Origin of the sequence: Rhizobium sp. ZK1, assembly GCF_047782645.1 — a bacterium.
Classification (GTDB): Bacteria; Pseudomonadota; Alphaproteobacteria; order Rhizobiales; family Rhizobiaceae; genus Rhizobium.
Genome location: NZ_CP180586.1, coordinates 2,236,460 through 2,262,778, shown reverse-complemented (window position 1 = coordinate 2,262,778; position 26,319 = coordinate 2,236,460). Strand labels below are relative to the sequence as shown.

30 protein-coding genes are annotated in these 26,319 nt (G+C 60.6%); 7 read left to right on the top strand and 23 right to left on the bottom strand.

Translation table 11 applies throughout. The annotated features are described in order from the left end of the window. Positions 1 to 10 precede the first annotated feature (10 nt). The 5 genes from ACK9YZ_RS11700 to ACK9YZ_RS11680 all read right to left on the bottom strand — a co-directional run bounded on the left by ACK9YZ_RS11700 (position 11) and on the right by ACK9YZ_RS11680 (position 3,520). Positions 11 to 739 (bottom strand): amino acid ABC transporter ATP-binding protein, encoded by a 729-nt coding sequence (locus ACK9YZ_RS11700; protein WP_416066729.1) that lies wholly within the window; start codon positions 737 to 739, stop codon positions 11 to 13. Between the two features lie 73 nt (positions 740 to 812). Continuing rightward, positions 813 to 1,457, bottom strand: coding sequence for an amino acid ABC transporter permease (locus ACK9YZ_RS11695; protein ID WP_216758743.1), 645 nt, complete (start codon positions 1,455 to 1,457; stop codon positions 813 to 815). Positions 1,458 to 1,464: 7 nt separating this feature from the next. Further along, positions 1,465 to 2,133: an amino acid ABC transporter permease gene (locus ACK9YZ_RS11690; RefSeq protein ID WP_416063907.1), complete on the bottom strand. Its 669-nt coding sequence runs from the start codon at positions 2,131 to 2,133 to the stop codon at positions 1,465 to 1,467. Then, a complete protein-coding gene (aroQ, locus tag ACK9YZ_RS11685) occupies positions 2,130 to 2,579 on the bottom strand; it encodes a type II 3-dehydroquinate dehydratase (protein WP_416063906.1) in 450 nt (149 codons plus the stop codon). The genes ACK9YZ_RS11690 and aroQ overlap by 4 nt, the downstream gene beginning before the upstream one ends. Positions 2,580 to 2,689: 110 nt before the next feature. Then, positions 2,690 to 3,520, bottom strand: coding sequence for a transporter substrate-binding domain-containing protein (locus ACK9YZ_RS11680; RefSeq protein ID WP_216758740.1), 831 nt, complete (start codon positions 3,518 to 3,520; stop codon positions 2,690 to 2,692). A gap of 232 nt (positions 3,521 to 3,752) precedes the next feature. Here ACK9YZ_RS11680 and ACK9YZ_RS11675 point away from each other — a divergent pair, with 232 nt between their 5' ends. Beyond that, positions 3,753 to 5,642: a bifunctional sugar phosphate isomerase/epimerase/4-hydroxyphenylpyruvate dioxygenase family protein gene (locus ACK9YZ_RS11675; protein ID WP_416063905.1), complete on the top strand. Its 1,890-nt coding sequence runs from the start codon at positions 3,753 to 3,755 to the stop codon at positions 5,640 to 5,642. 81 nt (positions 5,643 to 5,723) lie between these two features. Here the strand turns inward: ACK9YZ_RS11675 and ACK9YZ_RS11670 are convergent, their stop codons facing one another. The 3 genes from ACK9YZ_RS11670 to ACK9YZ_RS11660 all read right to left on the bottom strand — a co-directional run bounded on the left by ACK9YZ_RS11670 (position 5,724) and on the right by ACK9YZ_RS11660 (position 8,426). Beyond that, complete coding sequence (locus ACK9YZ_RS11670) at positions 5,724 to 6,398, bottom strand: GntR family transcriptional regulator (RefSeq protein ID WP_416063904.1); 675 nt, start codon at positions 6,396 to 6,398, stop codon at positions 5,724 to 5,726. Between the two features lie 33 nt (positions 6,399 to 6,431). Further along, the gene (locus ACK9YZ_RS11665) at positions 6,432 to 7,121 is read right to left on the bottom strand and encodes a GntR family transcriptional regulator (protein ID WP_416063903.1); all 690 of its coding nucleotides are present in this window, start codon (positions 7,119 to 7,121) and stop codon (positions 6,432 to 6,434) included. A 171-nt stretch (positions 7,122 to 7,292) separates the two neighbouring features. Further along, entirely contained in the window at positions 7,293 to 8,426 is a 1,134-nt protein-coding gene (locus ACK9YZ_RS11660; protein WP_416063902.1) for an acyltransferase family protein, read from the bottom strand. 339 nt (positions 8,427 to 8,765) lie between these two features. On the opposite strand from ACK9YZ_RS11660, the gene ACK9YZ_RS11655 reads away from it, so the two are divergent. Further along, complete coding sequence (locus ACK9YZ_RS11655) at positions 8,766 to 9,026, top strand: KTSC domain-containing protein (protein ID WP_416063901.1); 261 nt, start codon at positions 8,766 to 8,768, stop codon at positions 9,024 to 9,026. A gap of 245 nt (positions 9,027 to 9,271) precedes the next feature. Here the strand turns inward: ACK9YZ_RS11655 and ACK9YZ_RS11650 are convergent, their stop codons facing one another. Continuing rightward, positions 9,272 to 10,873 carry a hypothetical protein gene (locus ACK9YZ_RS11650; RefSeq protein WP_416063900.1) on the bottom strand — a complete coding sequence of 534 codons (1,602 nt, stop codon included), beginning with the start codon at positions 10,871 to 10,873 and terminating at the stop codon, positions 9,272 to 9,274. A 63-nt stretch (positions 10,874 to 10,936) separates the two neighbouring features. After that, positions 10,937 to 11,239, bottom strand: a complete 303-nt coding sequence (locus ACK9YZ_RS11645) for a hypothetical protein (protein WP_416063899.1) — start codon at positions 11,237 to 11,239, stop codon at positions 10,937 to 10,939. A 286-nt stretch (positions 11,240 to 11,525) separates the two neighbouring features. Between ACK9YZ_RS11645 and ACK9YZ_RS11640 the strand changes: the two genes are divergently transcribed. Next, positions 11,526 to 11,930, top strand: a complete 405-nt coding sequence (locus ACK9YZ_RS11640) for a hypothetical protein (protein WP_416063898.1) — start codon at positions 11,526 to 11,528, stop codon at positions 11,928 to 11,930. A 64-nt stretch (positions 11,931 to 11,994) separates the two neighbouring features. Further along, positions 11,995 to 12,501: a hypothetical protein gene (locus ACK9YZ_RS11635; protein WP_416063897.1), complete on the top strand. Its 507-nt coding sequence runs from the start codon at positions 11,995 to 11,997 to the stop codon at positions 12,499 to 12,501. Positions 12,502 to 12,540: 39 nt separating this feature from the next. Here the strand turns inward: ACK9YZ_RS11635 and ACK9YZ_RS11630 are convergent, their stop codons facing one another. Together ACK9YZ_RS11630 and ACK9YZ_RS11625 are read right to left on the bottom strand one after the other, a co-directional pair. Further along, a complete protein-coding gene (locus tag ACK9YZ_RS11630; protein ID WP_416063896.1) occupies positions 12,541 to 12,750 on the bottom strand; it encodes a hypothetical protein in 210 nt (69 codons plus the stop codon). Positions 12,751 to 13,227: 477 nt separating this feature from the next. Beyond that, a complete protein-coding gene (locus ACK9YZ_RS11625) occupies positions 13,228 to 13,842 on the bottom strand; it encodes an imm11 family protein (RefSeq protein ID WP_416066703.1) in 615 nt (204 codons plus the stop codon). Positions 13,843 to 14,032: 190 nt separating this feature from the next. Between ACK9YZ_RS11625 and ACK9YZ_RS11620 the strand changes: the two genes are divergently transcribed. Further along, positions 14,033 to 15,127 (top strand): acyltransferase family protein, encoded by a 1,095-nt coding sequence (locus tag ACK9YZ_RS11620; RefSeq protein ID WP_416066702.1) that lies wholly within the window; start codon positions 14,033 to 14,035, stop codon positions 15,125 to 15,127. Positions 15,128 to 15,351: 224 nt separating this feature from the next. Then, positions 15,352 to 15,600, top strand: a complete 249-nt coding sequence (locus ACK9YZ_RS11615; RefSeq protein ID WP_416066701.1) for a hypothetical protein — start codon at positions 15,352 to 15,354, stop codon at positions 15,598 to 15,600. On the opposite strand, the gene ACK9YZ_RS11610 is transcribed toward ACK9YZ_RS11615, so the two are convergent. The 9 genes from ACK9YZ_RS11610 to ACK9YZ_RS11570 all read right to left on the bottom strand — a co-directional run bounded on the left by ACK9YZ_RS11610 (position 15,566) and on the right by ACK9YZ_RS11570 (position 23,014). Next, on the bottom strand, positions 15,566 to 16,078 hold the full coding sequence (locus ACK9YZ_RS11610) for a hypothetical protein (RefSeq protein WP_416066700.1): 513 nt from the start codon (positions 16,076 to 16,078) through the stop codon (positions 15,566 to 15,568). The two genes, ACK9YZ_RS11615 and ACK9YZ_RS11610, sit on opposite strands and share 35 nt — an antisense overlap. Positions 16,079 to 16,165: 87 nt before the next feature. Next, entirely contained in the window at positions 16,166 to 17,980 is a 1,815-nt protein-coding gene (locus ACK9YZ_RS11605) for a hypothetical protein (protein ID WP_416066699.1), read from the bottom strand. A gap of 178 nt (positions 17,981 to 18,158) precedes the next feature. Beyond that, the gene (locus ACK9YZ_RS11600; protein ID WP_416066698.1) at positions 18,159 to 18,482 is read right to left on the bottom strand and encodes a hypothetical protein; all 324 of its coding nucleotides are present in this window, start codon (positions 18,480 to 18,482) and stop codon (positions 18,159 to 18,161) included. After that, positions 18,475 to 18,885, bottom strand: coding sequence for a Bbp16 family capsid cement protein (locus tag ACK9YZ_RS11595; protein WP_416066697.1), 411 nt, complete (start codon positions 18,883 to 18,885; stop codon positions 18,475 to 18,477). The genes ACK9YZ_RS11600 and ACK9YZ_RS11595 overlap by 8 nt, the downstream gene beginning before the upstream one ends. A gap of 103 nt (positions 18,886 to 18,988) precedes the next feature. Continuing rightward, positions 18,989 to 20,023, bottom strand: a complete 1,035-nt coding sequence (locus tag ACK9YZ_RS11590; RefSeq protein WP_216758721.1) for a major capsid protein — start codon at positions 20,021 to 20,023, stop codon at positions 18,989 to 18,991. Between the two features lie 6 nt (positions 20,024 to 20,029). Next, positions 20,030 to 20,737, bottom strand: coding sequence for a hypothetical protein (locus tag ACK9YZ_RS11585; RefSeq protein ID WP_416066696.1), 708 nt, complete (start codon positions 20,735 to 20,737; stop codon positions 20,030 to 20,032). Further along, positions 20,721 to 21,074 carry a hypothetical protein gene (locus ACK9YZ_RS11580; protein ID WP_416066695.1) on the bottom strand — a complete coding sequence of 118 codons (354 nt, stop codon included), beginning with the start codon at positions 21,072 to 21,074 and terminating at the stop codon, positions 20,721 to 20,723. Before ACK9YZ_RS11580 ends, ACK9YZ_RS11585 begins: the two co-directional genes overlap by 17 nt. Continuing rightward, positions 21,074 to 22,759 (bottom strand): portal protein, encoded by a 1,686-nt coding sequence (locus tag ACK9YZ_RS11575; protein ID WP_416066694.1) that lies wholly within the window; start codon positions 22,757 to 22,759, stop codon positions 21,074 to 21,076. Before ACK9YZ_RS11575 ends, ACK9YZ_RS11580 begins: the two co-directional genes overlap by 1 nt. 15 nt (positions 22,760 to 22,774) lie before the next feature. After that, positions 22,775 to 23,014: a hypothetical protein gene (locus ACK9YZ_RS11570; RefSeq protein WP_132654374.1), complete on the bottom strand. Its 240-nt coding sequence runs from the start codon at positions 23,012 to 23,014 to the stop codon at positions 22,775 to 22,777. Between the two features lie 395 nt (positions 23,015 to 23,409). Here ACK9YZ_RS11570 and ACK9YZ_RS11565 point away from each other — a divergent pair, with 395 nt between their 5' ends. Continuing rightward, positions 23,410 to 24,360 carry a DUF535 family protein gene (locus tag ACK9YZ_RS11565; RefSeq protein WP_416066693.1) on the top strand — a complete coding sequence of 317 codons (951 nt, stop codon included), beginning with the start codon at positions 23,410 to 23,412 and terminating at the stop codon, positions 24,358 to 24,360. Between the two features lie 21 nt (positions 24,361 to 24,381). Here ACK9YZ_RS11565 and ACK9YZ_RS11560 read toward each other — a convergent pair whose 3' ends face one another. Next, positions 24,382 to 25,551: an ATP-binding protein gene (locus tag ACK9YZ_RS11560; protein WP_416066692.1), complete on the bottom strand. Its 1,170-nt coding sequence runs from the start codon at positions 25,549 to 25,551 to the stop codon at positions 24,382 to 24,384. Then, entirely contained in the window at positions 25,548 to 26,240 is a 693-nt protein-coding gene (locus tag ACK9YZ_RS11555; RefSeq protein ID WP_416066691.1) for a response regulator, read from the bottom strand. Before ACK9YZ_RS11555 ends, ACK9YZ_RS11560 begins: the two co-directional genes overlap by 4 nt. Between the last annotated feature and the right edge of the window lie 79 nt (positions 26,241 to 26,319).

The window sequence follows — 26,319 nt, the reverse complement described above, 5'->3', positions numbered from 1 at the left end:
CCTTCCGATCCTAATTGCGCAGGATTTCGCCGAGGAATTTGCGGGTGCGCTCATGGCGCGGATTGGTGAAGAATTCCGCCGGCGGGGCTTCTTCCACGATCGCGCCGCTCGCCATGAAGATCACCCGGTTGGCGACCTGGCGGGCAAAGCCCATTTCATGGGTCACGCAGATCATCGTCATGCCTTCCTCGGCAAGGCTGATCATCGTATCCAGCACTTCCTTGACCATTTCGGGGTCGAGCGCGGAGGTCGGCTCGTCGAAGAGCATCACCTTGGGGCGCATGCAGAGCGCGCGTGCGATCGCCACGCGCTGCTGCTGGCCGCCTGAGAGCTGCACCGGATATTTCTCCGCCTGTTCGGAAATTTTTACGCGGGCCAGAAGCGTGCGGGCGCGTTCTTCGGCTTCCGCCTTGGTCACGCCAAGTGCGCGCATCGGCGCCAGCATGCAGTTCTGCAGTACGGTCAGGTGCGGGAAGAGGTTGAACTGCTGGAAGACCATGCCGACTTCGCGCCTGATGGCGTCGATCGCCTTGGCCTGATTGCCGAGCAATATGCCGCCGACGCGGATCTCGCCCTTCTCATAGGTCTCCAGATGGTTGATGCAGCGGATGAGCGTCGATTTTCCGCTGCCGGAGGGGCCGCAGAGCACGATGCGCTCGCCTCTGTGCACCTCGATATTGATATCGTGCAGGGCCTGGAAGGCGCCGTACCATTTCTCCACATGGCTCATGGTGATCATGGTTTCGCCTGTGGCGGCGTTGAGAGCGGGTGCGGTTGCTATGGTCATGGTGTTGGTTCCGATCGCAGTGTGCTCAGCGCGCATGGGCGGCGTTGAAGCGCCGCTCCAGGCGCGCGCCGATGATCGTCAGCGGGCAGCACATCAGGAAATAGAGGGCGCCGACGATGGCGAAGACGGTCAGCGGCTGGAAGATCTGGTTGGAGATGATGTTGCCGGCGCGCGTCAGTTCCGTGAAGCCGACGATGGAGGCGAGCGACGTGCCCTTGATGAGCTGCACCAGGAAGCCGATCGTTGCCGGCAGCGAGATGCGGATTGCCTGCGGCAGGATCACATCCTTCATGCGCGAGACATATTTGAGGCTGAGGGCCTTGGCCGCCTCCGTCTGGCCGCGCGGCACGGCCTCGATGGAGCCGCGCCAGATCTCACCGAGATAGGCGCTGGCATGCAGCGTGAGGCCGATCGCCACCGCTTCCCAGGCATCGAGCTTGAAGCCGATCAGCGCCAGCCCGTAATAGGTGACGAAGAGCTGCATCAGGAGCGGCGTGCCCTGGAAGACGGCGATATAGGCTGAGGTCAGCCGCTCCAGCCACGGCATGCCCGAGGTGCGGGCCAGCGCCACGGCAAGGCCGGCAATGCAGCCGCAGACGAAGCCGACGGCGGAGAGAAGAACGGTCCATTTGAGGCCGATCAGAAGGAAGATGAATTCTTCGCTGCCCATGGTGCCCTCACTTGACCGGATAGGTGAAATAGCGGGCCGAGAAGAGCGCGAAGAGGCGCATCATCAGCCAGGAAATGACGAGGTAGAACACCGTGACGGTGAAATAGACCTCGAAGCTGCGGAAGCTGTCGGATTCGATGCGCTGCGCCACCGAGGTCAGCTCATAGGCCGAGATGGCCGAGCAGATGCTGGTCGATAGCGTCAAGAGCACGAACTGGCTGGTCAGCGACGGGTAGATGGCCCTCAGCGCTGGCTTGAGGATGATCAGCCGGAACACCTGGGCCTTGTGCAGGCCGAGCGCCAGGCCCGCTTCCATCTGACCCTTGGGAATGGATTGCACGCCGCCCCTGATGATCTCGATCGCATAGGCGCCGCCATTGATGCCGAGCGCGATGATCGCCGTCGGCGTCGGATCGAGGCGGATGCCGATCAGCGGCAAGGCGAAGAAGAGAAAGAAGATCTGCACAAGGAAGGGCGTGTTGCGGATGAGCTCGACAAAGCCGATCACCAGCCAGCGCACCGCCTTGATATGCGAATCCCTGAGCGCCACGCCGCCGACGCCGATGACGATGGCGAGCACCATGCCGCAGATGGCGAGCAGGAAGGTGCCGAGACAGCCGAGCAGCAGGCTCGGCAACCCGTCGATGACGGGCGTGAAATCCAGCTGGTAGTTCATGCTTTCGCGGCTCCCACCATGCCGGCCATAGCCTCGATCGCCAGCTCGTAACCGCGGGCGCCGAAGCCGATCATGATGGCGGTGGCGATGCGCGAGACGAGGGATTTATGGTAGATCTCCTCGCGGGCATGGACATTGGAAATATGCAGCTCGATCTTCGGCGGATCGAAGGTTTTCAGGGCATCGAGCAGGGCAATCGAGGTGAAGGTGTAGGCGGCGGGATTGATGATGATGCCGCAGGCCTCCTTTCGGGCCTGATGCACGCTTTCCACCAGCTCGCCCTCGAAATTCGTCTGGCGGAAGTCGATTTCGAAGCCGAGGCTCTTGGCCTTGGTGAGACACATCTGCCTGATATCGGCAAGCGTCGTGGAGCCGTAGATGGTGGGCTCGCGCTCGCCCAAGAGGTTCAGGTTCGGTCCGTTGAGGACGAAGATGGTTCTGGTCATGTCGCGCACCTCAAACGGGGCTGGGCTTCAGGCTTGGTCTTGGCATAGGGGTGACGTGGACGGGCATCGAAATGCCCGCCTTGGTAATCGGATTGTTGGAAACCTGTCGCTCAGCCCGCCGTAAACGGAATGCCCTCGAGCTTTTCCGGGAATTCCGGAACCGGCACCTTCATCCACTTGTCGTAGATCTTCTTCAGTTCGCCATTGGCCTTGATCTTGTCGATAAACGTATTGATCGAGGCGTTGATTTCCTTTTCGCCGAGCCGCGTGCAGGCGCCATTGTAGAGTTTCTGGAATTCCAGCTTGTTTTCGAACTCGCCGGGGCGGGCCTTTTCGACGCGGTCCATGTAGAAGATGTTGCCGCCGAGCGCCTGCACCTGGCCGGAGGCGAGCGCCTGGACGCTTGCCGCGTCGCCATCGAAACGGCGGATCGTGGCGGTCGGCGGCGCGTTCTTCGTCACCTGCGTATCCTGCGCCGCACCCTTGGCGACGCCGATCGTCAGGTTCGCCATATCCTCATTGGTCTTGATCGAGGCGGATTTGGCGCCGATCAGCACGATGGCATTGGCGACATAAGGTTTTGAAAACTGCACGGCCTTGGCGCGGTCCGGCAGCATGGCCATCGTCGCAAAGAGCACGTCGACACGGCCGGTCGTCAGCGCCGGAATGCGGTTGTTCACTTCCAGCGGCACGAATTCGACTTCGACGCCGAGCTCTTTGGCATAGAGGGTGGCGATATCGGCATCCAGGCCATCCTGCTTGCCGGCGCTGGTGACGAAGCCCCATGGCGGGTTATCGCCCTGGATGCCGACGATCAGCTTGCCGCGGGCCTTGATTTCTTCCGGGGTGACGGCCGCGGCCGGGTTTGCAAGCCCGATGGCGGCCACGAGAGCGGCAGCACCCAGCATGGCGCCACGCCGCGTCAGCAAAGACTTCAGCATTGGAATTCTCCTCCTTTTGATGCCGTTAAAACGGCCCACAGTCATCCTCTCCCGACTGTTCGCAACAATGTTTGCCAGAGGAGGACCCATAAATCAACATAGTTTTTGAAAATCATATGAGACTTTTCATTTGGTCAATTGAATTGAAATCCTCACGACATTCGCCATAATGCCGTCAGGAGGGTCGCCGGCCTCAGCCGAAAAGCGGCCTGAACGAGGAGGATTGCCTGATATGAAGACCTCGATTGCGACTGTGACGATCTCGGGCGAGCTGCCGGAAAAGCTGGAGGCGATTGCGCGGGCCGGCTTTGACGGCGTGGAGATTTTCGAGAACGACTTCCTGGCCTTCGATGGCAGCCCTGCCGATGTGGGGAAGATGGCGCGGGATCTCGGCCTCACCATCACGCTCTTCCAGCCCTTCCGCGATTTCGAGGGCATGCCGGATAGTTTGCGGGGGCGCACCTTCGACCGCGCCGAGCGCAAGTTCGATATCATGCAGGAGCTCGGCACGGACATGGTGCTCGTCTGCTCCAATGTCTCGCAGGCCGCCCTTGGCGGTATCGACCGGGCGGCGGCCGATTTTCGCGAGCTGGGGGAGCGGGCCGCCAAACGCGGGCTGAAGGTGGGTTACGAGGCGCTTGCCTGGGGCCGCTTCGTCAACGATCATCGCGATGCCTGGGAGATCGTGCGGCGCGCGGATCATCCGAATGTCGGGCTGATCCTCGACAGTTTCCATTCGCTGTCACGCAAGATCGACATCAATTCCATCCGCTCGATCCCGAAGGAGAAGATCTTCATCGTGCAGCTCGCCGATGCGCCGCTGATCGATATGGACCTGCTCTACTGGTCCAGGCATTTCCGCAACATGCCGGGCGAGGGCGATCTGCCCGTCACCGAATTTACCGAGGCCGTCGCCTCGACAGGCTACGACGGCTTCTTCTCGCTGGAGATTTTCAACGACCAGTTCCGCGGCGGCTCGACAAGGGCGATTGCCGCAGACGGCCACCGCTCGCTGATCTATCTCGCCGACCAGATCCGCCGCAAGGTCGACACCCCGATCGGCGTGGAGATGCCGGCGCGGGCCGCCGTCAAGGGCGTCGGCTTCATCGAATTTGCCACTGACGATGAGGAGGCGGTAGAACTCGTCGGCATTCTCGAAGCGCTCGGTTTTCGCAAGGTGGCGGTGCATCGCTCCAAGAAGGTGACGCTGTTCCAGCAGGGCGAGATCCGCATCCTCATCAATGTCGATCCCGCCGGCTTTGCCAATGCCGCCTATGCCGTGCACGGCACCTTCGCCTATGCCATGGCGCTGGTGGTGGATGATGCCGCTGAGGCCTACGCCCGCGCGCTGGCGCTCGATGCCGAACCATTCACCCAGGCCGTGGCCGAGGGCGAGCTGCAGCTGCCTGCCATCCGCGGCGTCGGCGGCGGGCTGATCTATCTCATCGACGAGAAGAGCCCGCTCGGCCGTTTCTCCGAGATCGATTTCGAGCCTGTCGCGGAGGAGGGCGACGCTGCAGATGCCGGCCTCTTACAGATCGACCATATCGCCCAGACCGTCTCCTATGACGAGATGCTGACCTGGCTGCTCTTCTACACCTCGATCTTCGAAACCCGCAAAACCCCCATGGTCGACATCATCGATCCCTCCGGCGTGGTGCGCAGCCAGGTGATCGAAAACGAGGCGGGCAGCCTGCGCATCACCATGAACGGCGCCGAAAACCGCCGCACGCTCGCCGGCCATTTCATCGCCGAAAAATTCGGCTCCGGCATCCAGCATCTGGCGTTCTCGACTGACGATATTTTCGCAACCGCCGAACGCCTGCGCGCCAAAGGCTTCAAGCCGCTGCCGATCTCGCCCAACTATTACGACGATGTCGAAGCCCGCTTCGGCCTGGAGCCGGAGCTGACCGAGCGGCTGAAGGCGGAGAACATTCTCTATGACCGGGATGGGGAGGGCGAGTATTTCCAGCTCTATAGCGGGACATATGGGGAGGGCTTCTTCTTCGAGGTAGTGGAGCGTCGCGCCTATCGCGGTTATGGGGCGCCGAATGCGATTTTCCGGATTGCCGCGCTGAAGAAGCAGATGCGGCCGGAGGGGATTCCGAAGGATGCGGGGTAAGGGCGGAGTCTGCTTGACGTAAGGCGAGGGGGGGCAGACGGCACAACTATTAGTCTGGCAGGATCGAGGACGATCCCACTCTCACCCAATCCGCCCGCTCGTCAGCACATGCTGCACCCCACTCTGCACATGCCGCCGTATCACCGCCCGCGCGCCCTCAATATCCCGCTTCAGCGCCAGCTCGAACAGCAGCTTGTGGTCATCCACCACTGCCTGCCCGCGAAAACTCCGCGCCAGCATGTGATAGCGCAAAAACCGGTCGAACACCGATGACAGCGCGGCCATCAGCGTCGCCGAATTGCAGGCCGAAACGATTGCCTGATGAAATTCCCAGTCATAGCGCACCCAGTCGACCGTCCGTGACGCATCCCCCGCGAGCAGCTTCTTCTCGGCGGCCGCCAGCTTGTGATGGGCGGCGACGATGCGGCCTTCCCATTCCAGGTTGCCGGCGGCAAAGGAGAGGCCGATCGCGTGGGTTTCGAGCACGGTCCTGAGATCGGCAAGCTCCTCGAGTTCCTTACGCGAAGCCGGGCTCACCTCGAAGCCGCGCTGGCCTTCGGCGAGAACGAGGTTTTCCATGGCAAGGCGGCTCAGGATCTCGCGCAGCGAGGAGATGCTGATCGAATAATGCTCCTTGGCCTGTTCCAGCTTGATCTTGGCGCCCGGCGCCAGCGCGCCCGAGATGATATCCTGCCGGATCTGCCGGAAGACGACGTCGCTGATGGTTTCGGAGGCTTCGGCCGTGGTCTTGAGCATCGGTTTTTCTGTCCTGCGCGGGCCAGCCATAGTCTATTTCGCCTGCTTCGCCGGGGCCGAAAGCAGGCCCCTGCCGAGCGCATGTTCGACACCGCCTTCGATATGGCGCTGCAGGATCGTCTTGGCCGTCCTGCTGTCGCGCTGCAGGGCCGCTTCCAGCAGCTGCTTATGCTCTTCTTCGGCCACCCCGCCGCGATAGGAGAGCGCCACCATCTGGTAACGCAGATATTTGTCGAAGACGGCCGAATGCGTCTCCATCAGGAGCCGCGACCCGCAGGCGGCAATCAGTGCCTGGTGGAACTCCCAGTCATAGCGCTTCCAGTCCTCCGCTTGGGCTGTATCGCCGGATGCCATGACCTTTTCCATGCGCGCCAGCTTGTAATGGGCCGAGACAAGCTGCGCCTCCCATTCCACATCGCCCTGCTCGAAGGATTGCTCCAGCGCATGTTCTTCCAGGAGAAGGCGAAGTGCAGCAATCTCGCGCAGGTCCGCGACGGAAACCCCCGCCACCTCAAAGCCCCGCTGCCCTTCGGCGACAACAAGCCCTTCCGAAGTCAGCCGATTGAGGATTTCGCGCAGGGTGCTGACGCTGGTCTCATAGGTGCCTTTGAGATTTTCCAGTTTCAGCTTCTGCCCGGGCGCAAGCCGCCCGAAGATGATATCGGCCCTGATCTGCCTGTAACCGCTCTCGGCGACAGTTTCCTCGATATCGTCCTGCCGCATGAGTCTCTCCGAGATTTTGCGTTTTCTCCTATATAGCGGGAGAACTCTGGCAGGTTCAATGGGAAATGGGTTTCGAGGTAAAGGGGTGGGTGAGGCGCGCTTTTGAGCGCGGCCAGGGCGGAGAGGCGCGGCCGTGAGGCTGCGCTATCTGCAGATGGTGCTGGTGTCCTGTCAGGCGGAGGCGCGCGGCTTCGTCAGGCCCTTGCCGATATTCTGCCCCGGCATTTCGATGAGGTTGTATCCAACCCAGGCCAGCGCGTAGACGATCGGCACGGTGATTGCCAGCGTCAGAACCCAGCGCACCGGATTGGAGACGTCAGTTGTCTGGATCAGATAAGCAATGACCGGCTGCATCACCATCAGGTGGATGAGATAGGCACCGAAGGACAACTCGCCGAGATTATGGAAAAAGCCGTTACCCAGCCAGGCGCTGATCGGGCTCAGTCGCTTTGCGAGTGGTTCCGGCAGGCGGTGCGTGTGGATGAAGGCGAAGAAGATCAAAACCAGTAAGACCCGCACGATTTCGTGCATAAGGTCACGATCGCCGCCGATCGGCGCAAGCGCCAGCACGGCGGAAACCGCCGCAAACTGGTAGGCTCGCATCTTGTTTGCCCTCAGCGCGCCGGCCAGCAGCATGCCGGCGGCAAAGATATGCATCTTGAGCGGGAGGAAGGTTGGCATCGGGAAAGAAACGCCAATCCGGGTCAGGCCGTATGCAATCACCAGCCCCGTAAGGGCAGCGCCGGCGATGCCCTTGATCCAGCCGATGCGGCCGACCAGGATCATGATGAAGGGCAGGGCCGCATAAAACTGCATTTCAAGGCCGATGCTCCAGTCCGGCAGCGCTGTCCTGTATGCAAAGTGGGGGCTGAGACCGAAGAGGAAGGTCAGGTGCGCAAGATAGTTCGCCAGGCTGCTGTCCAGATAGCGCTCCGCCAACTGCGGTCTTACGCCGTTGAAGCCATCGATCACCATGCGGGCATCGTAGATGAGGGGGCCCAGCGTCAGGGCGGCGACAAGCATCACGTAATAGAGCGGCGCAATCCGGAAATAGCGTCTCACCCAGAAGGTGATCCATGTGTTGCTTGCCTCCCAAGGCTCCCGGTCGCGTCTGCGCTGATAGTGGAAGACCATCAGGAAACCGGACAGCATGATGAAGAGATCAACGCCGAGATCGGGATCGCCTATGACGGGAATTGTGAAACCGGTCAGGAGATGCGCATGACCCACCAGAACCCATAGAGCGGCAAGGCCACGCAGGCCATCAAGGCAGTCGACACGGCCTCCGCCGTTGCCATTGAGCATATGCCAATTCCTCTACTTTTGATTGTGGAATTTCACCGTGTTCCTGGCAGAGTAGACCATTTTTCTCGCTATGGAACAAGCCGTTTGTTGCGTCGCAGCAGAACGCCTCAGGCAATTGCAACTGTTGGCGTCGATGTTTCAGTTATTGCGGGAGAACATGGCAGCCGTCGCGCTTTCGAGTACCAAAAATCACGAAGCGTCCGCCAGCGCAGGACATTTGCCGGCAGATGTACCCGATGATCACTGCCTGCCGATGAGATATTATGTCTCGGAACTGAACAGGTACTTGACTATTCTCTTAACCATGCTTCCATTGTGCGACGCACCATAGGAGCAACAATGGAACTCTCGTCAAAGCTGGTGAAATCCGTTGCCTACGACCCGTCGACAGAGGTTCTCGACATCGAGATTCGCCTCAAGGGGCACCGCAGATATTTCAACGTGCCGCCGGTCGTGTATGAAAACCTGATCACGGCGACGTCACCTGGCTGGTACTACACACGCCACATCCGCGATGCGTTTCCGCGCTCGGCCGAAGGTGCCGAAAAACACCTCGGAGCATTCAGAACGATTCTCGGCCGTCGCGGCCAGTTTTCCTGATTGCGGTGGAGCGGCGTTCGGCAATCTTCATAACGTCGCCGGTCAAAAAAGCACACGCCTATGAAGCTTGCCCTGAGAGGCCGGGATGGCCGGGGGTAGGGTGCCGCTGCTTGTCAGGAGGAACGGCGATCCGACCATGGGGGAACGGCCGAATTTCACGCTTGTCGCTTTCATCGACAGCGTGAAATCCTTGCTTTTCGCGAGATCGGCCTATGCCTGCATCATTCGGTGACGGGTGGTAAAGGCTAGGCGGTCAGTTTCGCTTTTTCCGATTGCGGCAGACGCGGAACGATCCAGGTGTCGATGTAGCCTGGCTGTGGATGGACGCCTTCGGGGCTGATGGCCCAGTAGGTCGCAGCGTTCGCCTGGAAAGCCGTCGCCGAGTTCGAGGTGAACCCGACATTGAATGTGCCGTTGCCATTGTCAACAACGGCATTGATTGTGCGGGCGCCATATGTCGCTGGCTGGTACTCCGACAGGATGACATTGCCCACCTTCGGAACGAAGCCGGCGAGAACACCCGAGCTCAGCAGGCTGGCACCATCACCCGGCGTATAGGACAGCAGCGTGCCGATCTGGCCGAGATCCGTCGCAGCGCGGAATTTATCCGGGTTAGCGGGATAATCGGTCCAGGCTTGATCGACGTCGATATAGCCGTCATGGCCGAAGCCATTGTTGCTGCGGATATCGGCGTTGATGCTGTTGCGCCCGGTTACCCATACTGCAGTGTTGACGGTGATGCCCGCCGAGGTCGCGAAGGCATTGCTGGAGCTGTTCTGCGGCGGGATGGTGCACTGGATCACCTTCATGCCGCCGCCGAGCCGCGCCTTGATGCGCGAAACCAAGCTGGTCATGCGAGACTTCCAGGTCGAGATCGCGGTGTTGCTGTCATTCGTGCCCATCTGATTGAGCACCACCGTGAACGGGTACTTGCCGCCGTTGAAAGCCTTGATGTCGTCAAGGATATCCCAGCGAAGGAAGGCACTTGTCGTCAATTCCCGCGCTGACTGAGCCGAGGGGCAACCGATGGTCATGTGGGGGATGCGGCCGAGGCCGTCATCGGCATCGAGCCATTTGCTTTCCCAGCCGAGATTGCCTCTGATGTCGGCAGAGGCGGAGACTTCCTGACGGCCGTAACCGATGCTGTCGGCGGTGCTGAGAACCACGGGCCGGCCATCCCATTCGCCTTTGGCCACCATCATGTCCGGGCCGTAGCAAATCTGCTGGGAGTTTGTCTGGTTACCGGGCGCGACGGCATAGAAGACGTCGAGCGAAGGCGTGACCGGGGCGTCTGCACCGATCAGAGATCCAAGTGCTGACGGATCGGCAGCGGCCCAGAACTTCTCGCCGCGATGCTTCTGGATGCGGTAAGGCCCGACGAAATTCTGACCGGCATTGACATGCCATCGGGTGATGACGATGAAATCCGCCTCGGCGTCGAGGTCGGGTGCCGTTGGGAAATCGCACCATGCACCTTTCGTGCCCGACGCAATCGTGACGCCGGGGCTGCTGCCGAAAACGGCCGGATAGGCCGCGCCGCCAATGACGAGATCGACGCCGTCGATCACCACGTCATTGCCGGGCAGGATCGTTTCCTGAGGACCGAGGCCCTCGTTCATGGCGAAGCCCGAGAAGTGAAAGCGGAAGCCGCGCGTCTTGTAGGGCGCGTTTCCAAATTTCAGCTTGCTTGCGAAATAGTTGAGGCCGCTTGCCGCGGGCATCAGGAAGCCCGACGGCATGCGGGTGCGGGAAGCGAAGAACATGTAGCGGTTGGGTTCAACCCCGCCGCCACTGTTCGAGGTGTTTGTGGACGTCCCGAGGGACAAGCCGAGAGAAAGGCCAAGCATGGTGAATGCTCTCCTTGTTAATCGCTGTAGTGAAAGAGACGGCGAACTGCCCACGATCCCGGGTCAGGCGAGGATAACGGAGGGCGACTGGCCGATCCGGGCGCCGAAATAGCGGGTCTCGCCGGCATGAACCAACCAGCCGGGGGTCGCGGTGACAGGCGTGCGGAAGTCGACGCGGATTGCCGCATCAGTGGCCGTCACGGTCCAGAACTGCTCGTCGCTGACGGCTTCGACCGGCACGGCGAGTGCCGTCGTGGTTGCGTCCGCGTTGTTGTGACCCTCGATATCGGCCAGCGAAATCGGCAGGCTTGCGCCCGAGATTGCGTTCGTGCCGCTGCGGCTCAGATAGATGTCGAACTTGCTCATCGATTGTTTCCCTTCGTGTTCGCACCGGGTTCAGTGCATGTCGCGAAGTTGGAGCCGCGATGGTTGAAAACTAAACTTGAGGCTGGCACGTCTTGACCGGAGTTTTCAACCCGGGCGCCCAAAATTTGACCTTGTATCGCATTGCGAATCGAAGCCAGTCTGAATTGCTCAGATGGGGGATATCTTGGCCCATAGTTTCAGATCCTGTCTATTCGCCGCAAGTCTCATGATTGCTTCTGCGGGCTTTGCGACGGCGGAAGAGATGCCGGCGTCCTGGAAGAAATCCATGACCAACGATCCGGCGACGAATTATTATGTTGCCGAGGCGATGAAGCCGCTCGCGAACCCGGATGCCCAGACATTGAGGGTCGTGAAGCTGGCGGATGCGCTCGGCAAACTCTGCAGCGGCGCGTCGCTCAACAAGAAAGCCCTCTATTCCTATATGACCGAGACCGGTTTTGCAGACATCAAGGGCAAGGCCTATAACGAAGCTGCCTTCCTTGCCGACACCACCTTCCGCTATTTCGACTACCGTGCGCTTGCCCATCTCTGCGCGGGAAGCGCTTATCTCTTCGGACCCAAGGGCCAGCTTGCGCCGGGATTGCTGAAGACCGGCAAGGGCAAGCCGAAGGCGAGCTACGATCCCGACAATCCCTTCGTTCCCCTGCCGCCGCTGGCGCGGAAATCCTGACCGGGAGCGGCAGGAGAATGCGCGGACGTCTTGCGCGCTGCAGCAAATTTAGTCAGCATCGGGCATGCCGACTCTCAAGCAACTCTCCATTGCCTTAGGCCTGCTCACCAGCGACCAATCCCCCGTTCCCAATAAGGATGGCTGGGTAAATTACGTCTGGCGCGTTCACGCGGCGCAACAATGCCTTGGTGTCGAGGATGGTTTTTGTGAAATCGTCCAGGACAAGTGGGATTGGAAGCGGCCGCAATATTACAGTTTCTCATTCCGCTCGGACCCGGAGACCAATTCCGTCACGTCCCGCATCACGCTGCGGAACGAAGACCCCGAAGACGACGATCAGGTCTGCGTCGTCGCGAGTTTCCTGAATGCAACTGGCCAGGAGGTCGGTATTTTCTACGCCAACTGGCGGGCGCTGCCCGGCCGCTCCTATACCCGCGAGGCGCCGATCTGGTTGAGCACCGATGTCCGTGAGATCGCGACCGTGGCAGTCGGCACGAAGCAATGCGACGTGAAGGCCAAGCCGGACGCTGAGAACTTCTACAGGATCAGGCTCGCGCTGAACCAGCGCTGAGAGCGATGGGGTGAGGGCGCGTTCCCACTTTCGGCAAGACTATCGAAAGTCACCGCCGGATCGGGGAAGTGCCGGCGTATCGCTGGGGCTGCCGATCCTGCCGCCTTTCTTGATCCCGAGCGTTCCTGTTGGACGCGGGTCCGGCCGTTCATCATCGCGCGACGTCGCGATGATGAAAATAATGCCGAGCGCAAGCGCAATGAGCGGCGGCACAACGAAGATGATCAAGAGGTAATGCAGCGGTTTCATAGAGTGTCGTCAGCAGGCGAGCTTTTCACCTGAGCAGCGGCTTTCTTCAGTCGGTTGCAGTCCGCAAGTTCCACTGGACTTTCCTGCTGTCCACTCTCACTTGCCCGCTGCTGATGCTGCAAAATCAGCAGGAGACGAACCTGGATTGTTCCCGACTTTCCTAGTCCGGCTTTCCGTTAAAAGATATAACGACCGTCACATCCTGCTCGCAAACCAGTGACGCGTGGCGGGCCATCCGTGGCCAATGATATCTGATGACGTGCGGCTTTACCACAGCGTCAGCCAGTCTTTGTCAGTGATAGCATAATGGCCGATGCCAGCTTCGGATCTCTCCAATGCGATCAGGCCACGCTCTCTCAAACGCTTGATCCTATCGATTTTGACGGCAAGTGACCCGAGTTGGCCGTGGCGATGGAGGATGTTGCTGAAAATCAGCTCGCGGTCATCGAGCAGCCCCTCAAGAATGTCCCGCTGATATCAGGGTAGAAAACCCACCTGTTGGAAATCCGCACCTTTAATGCCTCGGCGTCTGCAGAGATCCTTGAACCGTTGATCGCAAAGTGCCGCGATGGGGAATTCCACAAGGCGAAATAGGCTGGCTCCGTTGAGGACGGCAGGCAAGAATTGCCAATTTGCTCCGCCAGATATCATATAACCGCCCCACGCAGTTAGCCGGATTTTTTCAGAGTTTTCAATGTCTACGGCTTTGCTGTAAGACGTGATGACGCTGCATTGCCAGATCCGTGGGCCAGGTTTTCCACTGTCGAACTCCGTCTCGCACAGACCGTACTCACACGAATTCGGAGCAACCTCCTCCAGTAAGCCCTTCATTTCGTCCGAGATAAAGTAGAAGTACTCAACAGCATAAATGTCTTTTACTTTTCTTTTTGAATCGAAGACCAATTTCGGCGTCTCAGCGTAATCCGGTATTTGCCACGGTCCCCTGGCCACGTTGAGCATGTCACGCGGCCAGCTCCCGGCATTGTGGTGGATCCCAACCCCTTTGCCATTAGCCTGCATCGTGTGGTAGTTCGCGAAGTCCCAGCCGTAGGAGCCACTCGAATCGAGCAGATAAATTGCTTGCTGCTTCATTCTAGTGCCGCTCATGCCTACCCGCTAATGGCTGAAAATATTGCATTCTTGCTCATGCCTCGCAGTTTTTGGCGCGTCAGCATTTCGGCGACAAGGCCTCAGTTGATGATGGGGCGGTGGGGTGTTGCAGTTTTGTTTTACTCGCGTTCGGGATGTGTTACGCAGTTGCAAACGGGTCCGGGGAAAAATCATGCAGCGCGGAAAGCTTAATTCCATTCAAGTGCTCAGGGCCGTTGCGGCCTTGATCGTTGTTCTCTCCCACTCCATCAGAGCCTACACGATCAACCCGCCTGGCTACATGCAGGGGCTTCCTCAATCGTGGCTGTCGGCTCCATGGTTCCGTGATGGGATGGCCCTTGGTGTCGACATCTTCTTCGTCATCAGCGGCTTCATCATGGTCTACGTGTCGAGGGATCACGCCGAAGGAAAAAAGAAGCCGACTGACTTCATCGTCCAGCGCGTCGAAAGGATCTACCCGCCCTACATTGTGGCAACATTGATTTTGATGTGCCTGATGATCGCCTGGAGCCGCTCAATACCTGCGGAATTTTCTGCTTGGAGGATCTTCGCCTCCCTGACGCTCATCCCCTCATTTGATGCAGCGGGAACCGTGCAACCCATCCTCGGCGTCGGGTGGACGCTTTCTTATGAGATGTATTTCTACTTCATGTTCGCGCTCGCGCTGGCGGTTGGGAAAAGAAGGTACCTTCCTGTACTGATGACCGGCATCGTCGCTGTTTGGCTGATCGCGACAATCATCTCCAGTCCGTCTGCGCTTGGCATTTTCTTCAGCAGCCCGATTGTTTTTGAATTCCTATTTGGTTGCTGCATCGGTCATCTTTATCTGAATAAGCGTCTGCCGGCGCTTCCAATCTTCATACTGGCGCCGGCGGTAGCGACCATGGCGGTTGCATCGTACTATCATGAAGCCGATACGCTACCCGAGGTCTTGCGCGTCATCTACTGGGGCATCCCTGCCGCCATCATCGTCGCGGCTGTGTTGCCGGTAAAGGCAGAAGGCTGGCTTGGAGATAAGTTTGCAAGGCTTGGGGACGCCTCTTACTCCATTTATCTGATCCACATCGTGGTCATTTACCACATACTCTCGCGGATTTACCCCAAGTTGATTGGATGGGGATTTGTGACGTTCATAGACGAGGCAGTGGCAATCACGGCGGTAGTTGCCGTGATTGCCGGTATCGCTTTTCATTTGGTGGTCGAAAAGCAATTTAATAAGTGGCGCCGTGACGCCCGAAATCGCCGGTTGAGAGCGATGGAGGCTTAACGGGCTCGGCGCTCGCGAAGGTTTCTGTTACATACATCACAAAAACCCAAAAAAGGTTCTTGCAATGCAGGCGCATATCCGATGTAGGCTCGCGCATTGGTTGGGGAACCTCAGTGCGCATCGACTACTTCCGCGAATCCGCTCAAGGCGCTACAAATTCTGCCCTTTATAGACTGACTGGTAGAGACCGTCTTTATCAGGTTTCAGACGGAGAGACTGAGAGATTGCTCCGCGCGATCGTCAGCGACAAATATCACCGTCTGTCTATGCCGGAGACGGAGTTCGATGAGCTTGAGGAGCGCCCGTTTTTCATCCGCGCGCTTGAAGAAAAACTGATCTTCATCAGTGCCCCGGCCCAGGCGGTCCATGTCTCGATCGGCATTCGCAGAAACGGCTATCTCGCCATCGGTGAGACGCCGCGCTTCACGCTGCTGGATTTCATCGACAGCGTGAAGGCAAAGGTCTTCGGATAATTACCAGCCACGCGTAGTGATCTCTGCGTTCAGCAACTGCGTAAGGTAAGCCAAACGCATTTACTCGCTCAGCCCTGGTCGTCATGATCTTGGCGCCATTCAGCGTGAGGTCTGCACGGCTTATGGGAGTAGCAGACCCCGTGTACCAAGCTGCTGTTCCAGCCGTGCCGCCGAGCTGGAAGATGTGGGCAATTTTGAGAGCGCCGTCAGATCCAGCCAGGGCATACTTGAGCGATGCCGTTACATCATTCTCGATGACCTCAATGACTGTATGCGGCTGCTCGAAGATATTGAGGGCTGGACCGGCGATGATCAGAGGCTGACCGTTGTTCGCAGCAAGTACATTCTTGCCATTAAGCTGGCGAGTGCCGGTCGAAGGCCGCGCAGAACCCGTCTGCGTTCCGTCCGATGCACTGCCATAGGAGCCTTTGTTGAGGACGCGGTCAACACTGCTGCCGGTTGCCTGAATGGTCGACAAGTCAGCGGCATCGAGCCAGACAGCCGGATTTAGCTGGGCTAGCGTCCAACTGTAGACCCCGCCGCCCTTTAGCGGGGCGCTGCCGGATTAACTCCCCAACTTCCCCTTATCCGCCTGCGCCAACCTCGGCACGATCCAATGATCCACATAGCCGGGCTGTGGATGAATCCCTTCCGAACTCACGGCCCAATACACACGGGCATTGGCCTGAAACGCCGTGTTGTAGGTATTGGCGAAGGTCACGAAATATGTCCCATTGCCAACATCGCTGACATCGATCACCACCCGGTTCGCATAAAGCCCCGGCTGGTATTCGACGAGGAGGCTGTCGCCAATCTCCGGCTGGAAGTCGGCCGTTCCCGTCGGGTGCGTGCTGGCACCGTCACCCGGCGTGACGGAGAGCAGGGTGCCGATCTGGCCGAGATCCACGGCGGCGCGGAATTTGTCGGGGTTTGCCGGGTCGGTCCATGCCTGGTCGACATCGAGATAGCCGTCGTGGCCGAATCCGCTGTTGCTGCGGATATCGTCGTTGATGCTTGCCCGTCCTGTCGTCCAGACGGGAGCGCTGACGGTGATGGCGGCTGATGTGGAATAGGCGGCGGTGGAGCTGTTCTGCGGCGGAATAGTGCACTGGATGACCTTCATGTCGGGTCCGAGCCGCGTCTTGACGCGGGCGATCAGGCTGACGAGGCGGGATTTCCATGTCGAGGTCGTGGTGTTGGCGTCGTTGGTGCCCATCTGGTTGATGACGATGGTGAAGGGATATTTGCCGCCGTTGAAGGCCTTGATGTCATCGAGGATATCCCAGCGCAGCAGTGCGCTGGTCGTCAGCTCGCGGGCGGATTGGGCCGAGGGGCAGCCGATGAAGAGATGGGGGATGCGGCCGGAGCCGCCGTCGAGATCCAGCCATTTGCTGAACCAGCCGAGATTGCCTCTGAGATCAGCCGAAGCGGAGACTTCCTGGCGGCCGTAGCCGATGCTGTCGCCGGTGCCGAGGACGACGGGCCTGCCGTCCCAGCCGCCCTTGGCGAGCATGAGGTCCGGCCCGTAGCAGATGAGCTGGCTGTTCGTCTGGTTGCCGGGGGCGACGGCGTAGAAACTGTCGAGGGCTGCCGAGGTGGGCGCATCGGAGGTTATGAGGGCTGTGAGGGCTGCGGCGTCGGCTGCGGCCCAGTATTTCTCGCCCCGGTGCTTCTGGATGCGCGCGGGGCCGATGAATTTCTGGCCGACGGAGGCGATGTGCCAACGGGTGATGACGAGGAAATCCTCCAGCGGGTCGAGTTCGCCGGTAAAGGTTGGGAAGTCGCAGAAAGCGCCTTTGGTGCCCGATGATATCGTCGCCCCCGGAGTGCCGGAGAAGTCGGACTGGTAAGTGACGCCCTTGACGATGAGGTCCACGCCGTCGATGACCACATCGTTGCCGGCCACGATCGTTTCCTGCGGACCGAAACCCTCGTTCATGGCAAAGCCCGAAAAGTGGAAGCGCGGTGCCTTCGTCTTGTAGGGCGCATTGCCGAGTTTGAGCTTGCTGGCGAAATAGGTGAGGCCGATGCTGGTGGTATCGACGGCATAACCCGAGGGCATGCGCGAACCGCGGGAGGCGAAGAACATATAGCGCTCGGGGTCGACGGGTTCTCCACCGCCCATGACGGAGATAACAGGCGCATTGCCGTAGAGGCTGCGCCCATCCGATATCCTGACGGCCCCAAGCACGGGCAGATCGTTATGGACGGTCGCTCCATCGGTGACGATCTCGACGCCAAGGACAGGCTTGTTGTCGACGAACAGGGTGGTGTCGCCCACATCGCGGATGCCGATGACAGGGCGGTTGTTGAACATGCGCGTGCCGTCGGGAACGATGACGACGCCCTGGACGCGCTGCATATTATAGAGTTTCGCCATCGCTGCGCTCTGCCTTCGCTCGAAGAGAAAAAGGAGCGGCCGAAGCCGCTACGGCATCGGCCCGAAAATCGGAATCGATTTTCGGAAGCCTGATGCGTCGAATAAAAGAGCTGGAGCGTCCTTTGTGCGTCCGAATGGACGCACGGCGCTCCAGAGGTGGCCTGTCGATCAGAGGGGGTCAATCGACAGGCTGGGAGGAGTCCTGGATTTCCGGCGGCATCCAGTCCGGGGCCGGGCCGCCGAGCGCTTCCTGCACGCCGTTGCCGAGAGGCTCGGGAGGCTCGGGAGGCGTGGTGGGTTTGGCGGGCTTTGCGGATGGCTTTTTATCGGCCGGTTCCGCTTCCGCCTTGCCGTTTGATTTGTCGCCGGATCGGGCAAGACGCACCCATTTCGGGCGGCGTTTTTCGTCCCTCCAGAGCGCGTCGGCCACGCTGAAACGCTCGCCGGGGTCGCGCCTGGCGCCGCCGAAATAACCTGGCTCGATGGCCACGACATCAACCATGCGAGGGAACCCCCGCAGTGAAGCCGGCGGTGATCTTGCCCATGGTCGGGGCCGTGCCGGTCACGGTATAAAGCAGGCGCAGGTAGAGCTCGTCCGTGCCGCGCGGAATATGGCTCGGCGGGATGATCTTGCCGGCCTTGAGATCGGCGAGGTTGAGCGTCGTCGTGATCACTGATTTCGGCGAGGAGAAGGCCTCGTTGTCGTCGGTCTGTATGGTGACGGCAAGCGAGGTCAGGTTGTTGAAGCTTTCCACTACCTGCAACAGGAAGGGGATCGGTTCGCCCTTGCCGATATCGCGGGTGAGGCCGGCCTTGACCGGGCCGAGATGGATGACATTGGTGCTGGGGCCGGTTGCGGTGATCGCCTGTGCGTCCGAAAGCAGCGTCTGCCGGTCGAAAATCATGGGAAGTACCTTTCTGGGATTCGCCCGCTATCCGTTGGTCGCGGATCGGGCAGTGAAAGAGAGGGTTGCCCGCCGCTCATCACGGCGGGCTTGAGGAAGACGATCAGGCGAGCGCCGGAACGGCGGCTTCGGTGTTGAGGATGGCGTCCGTTTCGCGGATCGGGATGCCGCGATAGAACTTCACTTCCTGGCCCTCGACGAACTGCGTGGTCAGGTGCACCGTGTTCTGCCGGTCGGAGGTCAGCGCGCGGTCCGACGACTGCACGTCGAGCACTTCGAGAACATCCTTATTCATGTAGATGGCGATGCGGCTCGCCTTGGCGTTCAGGCGGCGAGACTGCAGGCGGTAGTAGCCCTTGCGCAAGAGCGACCAGAGATCGACGCTGCCGGCCATCATGTCGGAGACGTCGATATTGGCGACGCGGGCGTTGTAGCGCCAGTCCTTCACGGCGGCACCGATATGCCAGGTGTAGAGCGTTTCCTTGGCATAGTAGGGGTCGCCGTTGGCATCGAGCACGCGCTGCTCGCCCTTGTCGTCGATCTTGACGCCGGCCTTGGTGCCCTTGGGGTAGAGCAGGTGGGTGGCGTGGTCGCCCCAGGTGACGAACCAGATGGAAGTGTTGTCGGCGCCGGTGCCACCGCCATTGACCACCTGGTTGGCGATGTTCGGCTGCGCCACGTTCGGCAGGTTGGGGTTATAGGCGGAGTAGCGGGCGGAGAGGCCCTTGAACTTCTCCGGCGTGGTTGCCGTATCATGATAGAAAAGGCCGGACGCCATTTCCTGGCTCAGCGACTCGATGAAGGGCATGGTGTCGACGAGACGGGCCTTGGCCTTGTCGGGGGCCAGATCGAGCAGGCGCATGTCGATTTCCGAGCGGGCATGCACGAAGCCCGTCGTATCGTCCACCTGCTGCATGGTGGCCTTGGACTGCTTGATGCCCTGGTAGAGCCGGCCCCAGGAGACCGAGGGCAGGCCGGTGCGCACCATATGGCGGTGCACGGCATCCATGTTGCATTCGACGGCCATCGCGTCGTCGAGGATCGGGTTCTGCTGCGAGAGAAGCTCGATGACGGCGCCTTCGGCGGAGCCTTTGAATGCGTCAACGAGATTGGGGTAGTAGCTGCCAATGGTGGCCATGTCTTATCAGCCCTTCGGTGCGTCTTTGGGAAACATCAGGTGCGCGGTTTCGGCTTTCCTGCCGTTTCCGCCCGCGCCGCCATTCGGTGGGTTGTCCTCCTGGATCATCGATCCGACCTTTGCGAAAATTCTGATCATCTCGGGGTGGTTGCCGCCGCCGCTGGTATTCAGGTACTCGCGCAGCGCCGGCGTGCCGAGCCGAGAGAGCGCGCGCTGGGCCGAGCCCACGGTGCCGACCCATTTCGCCCCGCCGATCTCGCGGTCCCTGCGCGCTTCATCCGCCCAGCCCTGAACGCGGCCGGCCCAGGCTTCGGACGCCGCCTTGCCGCGCCGGCCCTGGATCTCGATGAAGCGGTCGGCCAGTTGCTGTGCCTGCCGGTTGGTCAGGCCGAGATCGTGGAAATCAGGGCCGAGCGCGTCGATCAGCTCCTGATCCACCTCGATGCCTTCAGGCATGGTGAGGGAATAGCGGCCATCATCGGGGACGCGATCTGCCGGGTCGTCGCCGGCTGTGTCGTCGGACTTGCCGCTGTCATGATCGGCAGCGTCGGCATGATCGTCGCTACCGTTGTCACCGTCCGGTGATGGCGCATCATCCGGAAACAGAATGGTCTCCGGCGCCCCACTGTCACCGGCATCGCCGCCACCGCTGCCGATTCCCTCGGCGCTGCGCAGAACGATCGGAAAGGGGCTCCTGCTAAGCATCCTTGTCATTGTCTTCGCCTTCCTCTTGTTCGGCGCGGCTTGCCGCCGCTGCCTTGTCTGTTGCCTTGAGATCCGCGATGGCGAGCAGCAGGCGCGGATAGAGCGTCGGGTCGATGCGATCGAGCTCGGCGATCAGCCGGCGGCCGACGCCCTGTTTTCCGAGCGTGTAATGCGTCGCGTTGCTGAGTTCCCCCGCATAGGCCTCCTGGTAGACGGCGCATTGTTCCAGCATCCAGAACAGCACGCGCTTGCCGGAGGCGGTCGCGAAGACCTCGCGAAACGCCGTCGTAATTTCGTCTCGCTGAATGGTTTGGGGGATGGATGGTTGATCCTTAAAGCGATCCATCAGGCGAGCCCCAGCTGGCGCAGCAGTGCCGCGCCGTTCGGGTTGTCATTGGCATCGGCCAGCACCTGTGCGGCCTTGGCGCCCTGATTGAGGGCGGGTGCGACCTGCGAGGCCATCTGCGCCGTCTGTGCCGCCTGCATCTGCTGGGCGCGCTGGGCGCGCATATCCTCCACCTTGTCGTCGGCCAGGATCATCGAGGGCGGGGCGCCGATCGCATCGAAATAGAGGTCGATCGCCTCGTCGACATCGAGCTTGTCGAGCGCCTCCGGCTTGACGGCGGAGAGCTGGCCCATGAAGGCGACGCCACGCTCGATCGCGCCTGTCGCGACCGCCTGCTGCGCCTGAGCGAGCGTGGAGATGTACTCCACCTTCAGCTCGGTACCCTGCAGCTCCGGCGGCGGTGGCGGCAGCTCGTCACGGGCCGCCAGAATATCGAAGGTGCGGTCGATGGTCGGGCCGAGCTGATCGCCGAAGACGTTTTCGAGCACGGGGCCGAGCTGCAGCAACTGCTCTTCCTTGCGCTGCGTCAGCTCGAACTGGTTGCGCGGCTGCACGCCTTCCATATTGGTGATGGCGAAGAAGAGATCGGCAAAGAAGGTCTTCTCGATGCGGTTCTGCACTTCCTGGATATCTTCGCGCAGTTCCGCCAGGCTGAGATTCACCTCCATCGCCGGGCGGAACCCCTTGCCGGTGGGATCATCGACATAGTTGACCGCACCCGGCAGCAGCGAGGCCGGGCTGTTCTGCATCGAGGTCGGCGCGTTCATCGGCGGGCGCACCTTCTTGTCGATACCCTCGAGCTTTCGCGTCTGTTCGAGCTGCAGCATCCTGATGTCGCCGAGCGCCTTCTGGCCGGGCGAGAGCGCATAGTGATCGTCCTCGGAAAGCTCCCAGGCCGGCGCGATGATCGGGTTCGAGCCGAAGCCGCTTTCTTCGAGCAGATCGCCGCCGAGCTCGTCGATCCAGTAATTGGAGAGGAAAGCCTTGTTGCGCTTGTCGATCAGCCTTGGGTCGCGGTCGTAACGCGGCTCGATGGCGTGGTAGACATCGAAACACTCGCCATATTTCGACGAGTCATAGAGGCTGCGCAGCCGCTCCGGCACATTGTCATAACCGAAGCGCTCGATGATGCGCTGCACGCTCCAGCGGAAGGTGCGGTAAAGCGTGGTCGCCTTGCCTTTGTGATCCCTCGCGATCCAGAAGCGGCCATGCACCAGCTGCTGCACGCGGATGACCGTCTCCTCGTCTTCCACGAGAATGGCGACGGATTGGCCGAACTGGCCGAGATCGCCATAGCCGATATGAAAGGCGCGGTAGAGGTTCGACGCCGCAAAGACCTCGCGCATCTTGTCCTGCACGGCGGCGAGATAGACTTTGACGGAATCCTGCTTCTTCAGATCGGGATCGAAGGTGGTCAGCCGAAACCAGGGCCGGGCGGGCGAGGTGAGGCCCGAATGCATGCCTGACTTCAGCGTCTCATAGGCATGGCTGCCGGTGCTGTCGATGATCTTGTCGCGCGAGCGCGGGCCTTCCCGGTCGGAATGCAGCCTGAGCCGCGTCGGCTCGATATGCTCTGCCAGCGCCCGCCATTCGGCCTCCCAGGGCTGGCGAACCTCCTTCAGCTCCGCCAGCCGGCGGCGGTGATAGGCAATTTGCGTCTCGTTGTCGCGACGAGGATTTTCCATAGATGATGTCAGCCTCTATTGCCCGAGCAGCGTCTTCTTGAGCGTATTGCCCGACAGCGCCGGCGATTGCGTATCGGCGAGAACAGGTGCGCCCGAGGGTGAGGTCAGGATGGTGGAGGGCGCGCCCTTCACCTTGTCGGAGGCGCGGCGTGCGGCGGTGGATTGGGCGGCAGCATAATCGGGCGTCTTCTGCTGGGCGTATTCGGGCGGCGCCTGCGGCGGCTCGGCTTTCGGCGGCGAGGAGAACATGCACATGGGTCATCCGATCGTGAGGGTTGAGCGGTTGGACCAGGTGGAGGAGGGTGGCCTCCAGCCGGTTCGGCGTCGATGGGAGGCAGCCTGCGGGGTGAAAGGTTGTGGGGGTGACATGGGGTGGCGACGGATGTTCGCTAATGTGAAGAGGCTGGACTGTGCCGTGTGGTGCCCGAAGGGCGGATGAGGGGGCCACACGGTAGATGGCTTCGATCAAACCCCGGCCGTATCGACCTGGATAACGCCAACCTGAAACGCTGAAGTTTCCCGCCCGCTCAAGGACCTGAGCAGGCCGCCATCCCGGCCGCTCTTCCCGCGATGGCCACGGTTTCTTGCCACGATCTTGATAGTCCCGCCGCAGATGGTTGGCCGCAACCACACGCGTCGGGGCTTGAAACATGATCCAGAACGAATTGATCACTGCGGCGGCAAAAGGCGAAATTTCCGCTGCTCCTCGTCCGTACTCAGCGCCCGAAATCGCTGACGGACCACGGCAGTTCCGATTTCTCGTCCTGTGGAGAATACTGACCTTCGTTCTGCGAGCCCGCTGGAAGCGCGGCGTCCTGTTCTGGTTTCGCTTTGCCGCCCATCCGCTTCTGACCATCCGCTGGTGGCGCTTCCTCGCGGGTTTTGCCGCAGCACGAGGGTTTCCGGCCCCGCATGACGCGTTGCTGCAGAAGCCGCTGTCGAAGTTCCTGGTTTACGGAATGTCCAAATCCCTGCGGTTCGCACGTCTCGTCGAGCATTTCCTTGTTGCGGACAGGATCCTGGCCAGGGAAACCATGATACGGCTGTGGCAGGGGGAAAGGCTTGAGATCGGCGTGGTGAACGGCCGCAACGAGACCTATACGTGCCGCATCGCACTGGCCGATCTTTGCGGCGGACGTCACGAAGGGGGCTTCGCCGTCGAGCTTGTCCGCACACGCGACAAGGCTCTCCTGTGCACAGGCAGGTTCACCTTCCTTCGCCAGGGCTCTGAGGGCGGCTACACCTTCGTCATCGGCAGCATGCAGGGGCCTCGCAATGGAAAGCGGCTGATCGTCGAGGCGACCCGCGATCTCCGAGGCGTTCGCCCGAAGGAGGCGATCCTGATCGTGTTGCAGGGGCTGACCGTAGAAGGCGGCATGGCGTATTTCCTGGCCGTCTCGCGGGCCAGGCAGCCGATCCAGTACCGCCGCCGCAAACGGCGCTCGATGATGCTGTCGGCGATCGACACGTTCTGGGCCGAGCGCTCTGCCGAGCCCGAAGATGTCTACGGGTTCAGGGTGCCCAAGTCAGCAATCGGCGGAACGGACAGGCGCAGCCGGAGCAAATCGCGGTTCCACATGATCGGCGAACTGTTCCATTGAGCCATATCGAATCCTTGCGCCTCACGCCGGACGCAGGTGGATTGCGACCAGCGCGCCGCCGCCTTCCCGGTTTGCGAATTCGAGGTGTCCGCCATGGGCAACCGCGATGGCCTGCACCACCGATAGTCCCAGTCCCGTACCGCCCGTTGCGCGAGACCGTGAGGGATCGCCGCGCCAGAAGGGGTTCGTGGCCACCGCATCCAGTCCTTCAGGAAATCCGGGACCTCGATCCAGAAGGCGGATGACGACGCTCTCATCCGGCAATTGCTCCGTTTCGCACCGCAGCCAGTTGCCGTCTGCCGCGTATCGGCAGGCGTTTTCCAGAAGTGCCAGCACGGCCTGGCGAATGCGCGGGGAGTCGACCGACAGGAAGGCGGGTTGCAGCCCGGTTTCAAGCGTCAGCGTGCTCGTCTCCAGCATGGGTTTGGCGGATGTCAGCACCGCTGCCACCACCTGCGACACGTCGATCCATTCACGCTCCATGACGAGTTTCTGACCGATCGCCAGCGACAGGGTGCGCAGATCTTCAACAATTCTCCCGAGGCCTTCCACCTGGACCAGGAGATCGGACATCATCTTCCGGTCCATCGGAAAAACGCCGTCAAGCATGCCCTGCAACGAACCCCGCAGGATCGTCAGTGGCGTTCGCAATTCGTGGGCGACCGCCATGTTGTTGAAGCGCAGCCTTTTTTCCATGCTGTCGAGGCTGGCTGCGAGCGCATTGAAGGTGTCCATAAGACTGGAGACCTCTCGGGTGGCATGGCGCGAGGCGGCGACGCTCACCGAGAAGTCGCCGGATTTCAGGCCTTCGGCAGCAGATGTGAGTTCTGCGAGAGGCCTTGCGATCCGCCGCGCCAGAAATATCCCGATGATGGCGCAGACAAGGGCCGAAAGCAGGCCGCAGGTCAGAATCAGGATCTGAAGCTGGAAATCTGTCTGTTCTTCCTGCAGCCCATTGAGGTTGGCGAGGAGGAGCTTGAGCGAATCCTGGTCGGGGACGACGCCATTGTCCAGATCGCGATAAGCAGCCGCGGCTCTCGGCGGCAGGTTTTCAATAATGCTTTCCTCAAGATAGGTGGAATACCATATGGCCCCGAGATATGTCATGCCGACGCTGAGAAGCAGCATCACGCCGATGGTGACGGCGGTGACCGTTGCCAGCGGCAGCGAGGGGAGCCTTGATATCTTCATCTCGGATCCGAAAAACGATAGCCAATTCCCCGCACTGCAGGAAAGAAGCCGGTCTGCCCCAACTCTTCCAGCTTGCGCCGAAGGTTGGAGATATGCGTGTCGACAGTGCGCACCAGAGCGTCGCTTTCCGGCAGGCAGGCGTCGAGAATATCGGCGCGCGCAAAAGCCTGGGTCGGGTGGCGGATCATATAGGCGAGAATTCGAAATTCACTGAGCGTCAGGGATAGATGCGTGCGGCGCTCGTCGCTCGTGACAAACGCTGTGTGGCTGGTGAAATCGACCTCTATGGGTCCGAACCGCTTGATGACGTTGGCGTGTTCTCCGCGCGTCCGGCGCAGGACGGCCTTGACCCGGGCCACGACCTCCTGCGGGTTGAACGGTTTGACCACATAGTCATCGGCGCCGAGGCGCAGACCAGCCAACCGGTCGATGTCGTCGGCAATAGCCGTCACCATGATGACAGGCGTTGACCCGGCCTGGCGCAAGCGCGCGAGCACGTCGAAACCGTCGAGTTTCGGCAGGCGCACGTCAAGCAGCACAAGATCCGGTTTCAGATGGGCATGATGTTGAAGCGCTATTTCGCCGTCGCCGGCGCGAACGGTACGGAACCCGTCACGCAACAAATATCCTTCCAGTATCTGCGCGATTGCCGGTTCATCCTCAACGATCAGAACGAGACTGTTATCCATTCCAATGCCCTGCGGTTGTTCAATTCCCTTTGCCGGCTTTGCCGCCGGACGTCCACCATCGCGGACGGAGGAGATTTCT

Bases quoted from the DNA above. Each gene is read 5' to 3' on its own strand.
- ACK9YZ_RS11700 (WP_416066729.1), bottom strand. From the start codon at position 739: ATGATCACCATGAGCCATGTGGAGAAATGGTACGGCGCCTTCCAGGCC.
- ACK9YZ_RS11695 (WP_216758743.1), bottom strand. From the start codon at position 1,457: ATGGGCAGCGAAGAATTCATCTTCCTTCTGATCGGCCTCAAATGGACC.
- ACK9YZ_RS11690 (WP_416063907.1), bottom strand. From the start codon at position 2,133: ATGAACTACCAGCTGGATTTCACGCCCGTCATCGACGGGTTGCCGAGC.
- aroQ (WP_416063906.1), bottom strand. From the start codon at position 2,579: ATGACCAGAACCATCTTCGTCCTCAACGGACCGAACCTGAACCTCTTG.
- ACK9YZ_RS11680 (WP_216758740.1), bottom strand. From the start codon at position 3,520: ATGCTGAAGTCTTTGCTGACGCGGCGTGGCGCCATGCTGGGTGCTGCC.
- ACK9YZ_RS11675 (WP_416063905.1), top strand. From the start codon at position 3,753: ATGAAGACCTCGATTGCGACTGTGACGATCTCGGGCGAGCTGCCGGAA.
- ACK9YZ_RS11670 (WP_416063904.1), bottom strand. From the start codon at position 6,398: ATGCTCAAGACCACGGCCGAAGCCTCCGAAACCATCAGCGACGTCGTC.
- ACK9YZ_RS11665 (WP_416063903.1), bottom strand. From the start codon at position 7,121: ATGCGGCAGGACGATATCGAGGAAACTGTCGCCGAGAGCGGTTACAGG.
- ACK9YZ_RS11660 (WP_416063902.1), bottom strand. From the start codon at position 8,426: ATGCTCAATGGCAACGGCGGAGGCCGTGTCGACTGCCTTGATGGCCTG.
- ACK9YZ_RS11655 (WP_416063901.1), top strand. From the start codon at position 8,766: ATGGAACTCTCGTCAAAGCTGGTGAAATCCGTTGCCTACGACCCGTCG.
- ACK9YZ_RS11650 (WP_416063900.1), bottom strand. From the start codon at position 10,873: ATGCTTGGCCTTTCTCTCGGCTTGTCCCTCGGGACGTCCACAAACACC.
- ACK9YZ_RS11645 (WP_416063899.1), bottom strand. From the start codon at position 11,239: ATGAGCAAGTTCGACATCTATCTGAGCCGCAGCGGCACGAACGCAATC.
- ACK9YZ_RS11640 (WP_416063898.1), top strand. From the start codon at position 11,526: ATGACCAACGATCCGGCGACGAATTATTATGTTGCCGAGGCGATGAAG.
- ACK9YZ_RS11635 (WP_416063897.1), top strand. From the start codon at position 11,995: ATGCCGACTCTCAAGCAACTCTCCATTGCCTTAGGCCTGCTCACCAGC.
- ACK9YZ_RS11630 (WP_416063896.1), bottom strand. From the start codon at position 12,750: ATGAAACCGCTGCATTACCTCTTGATCATCTTCGTTGTGCCGCCGCTC.
- ACK9YZ_RS11625 (WP_416066703.1), bottom strand. From the start codon at position 13,842: ATGAAGCAGCAAGCAATTTATCTGCTCGATTCGAGTGGCTCCTACGGC.
- ACK9YZ_RS11620 (WP_416066702.1), top strand. From the start codon at position 14,033: ATGCAGCGCGGAAAGCTTAATTCCATTCAAGTGCTCAGGGCCGTTGCG.
- ACK9YZ_RS11605 (WP_416066699.1), bottom strand. From the start codon at position 17,980: ATGGCGAAACTCTATAATATGCAGCGCGTCCAGGGCGTCGTCATCGTT.
- ACK9YZ_RS11600 (WP_416066698.1), bottom strand. From the start codon at position 18,482: ATGGTTGATGTCGTGGCCATCGAGCCAGGTTATTTCGGCGGCGCCAGG.
- ACK9YZ_RS11595 (WP_416066697.1), bottom strand. From the start codon at position 18,885: ATGATTTTCGACCGGCAGACGCTGCTTTCGGACGCACAGGCGATCACC.
- ACK9YZ_RS11590 (WP_216758721.1), bottom strand. From the start codon at position 20,023: ATGGCCACCATTGGCAGCTACTACCCCAATCTCGTTGACGCATTCAAA.
- ACK9YZ_RS11585 (WP_416066696.1), bottom strand. From the start codon at position 20,737: ATGACAAGGATGCTTAGCAGGAGCCCCTTTCCGATCGTTCTGCGCAGC.
- ACK9YZ_RS11580 (WP_416066695.1), bottom strand. From the start codon at position 21,074: ATGGATCGCTTTAAGGATCAACCATCCATCCCCCAAACCATTCAGCGA.
- ACK9YZ_RS11575 (WP_416066694.1), bottom strand. From the start codon at position 22,759: ATGGAAAATCCTCGTCGCGACAACGAGACGCAAATTGCCTATCACCGC.
- ACK9YZ_RS11570 (WP_132654374.1), bottom strand. From the start codon at position 23,014: ATGTGCATGTTCTCCTCGCCGCCGAAAGCCGAGCCGCCGCAGGCGCCG.
- ACK9YZ_RS11565 (WP_416066693.1), top strand. From the start codon at position 23,410: ATGATCCAGAACGAATTGATCACTGCGGCGGCAAAAGGCGAAATTTCC.
- ACK9YZ_RS11560 (WP_416066692.1), bottom strand. From the start codon at position 25,551: ATGAAGATATCAAGGCTCCCCTCGCTGCCGCTGGCAACGGTCACCGCC.
- ACK9YZ_RS11555 (WP_416066691.1), bottom strand. From the start codon at position 26,240: ATGGATAACAGTCTCGTTCTGATCGTTGAGGATGAACCGGCAATCGCG.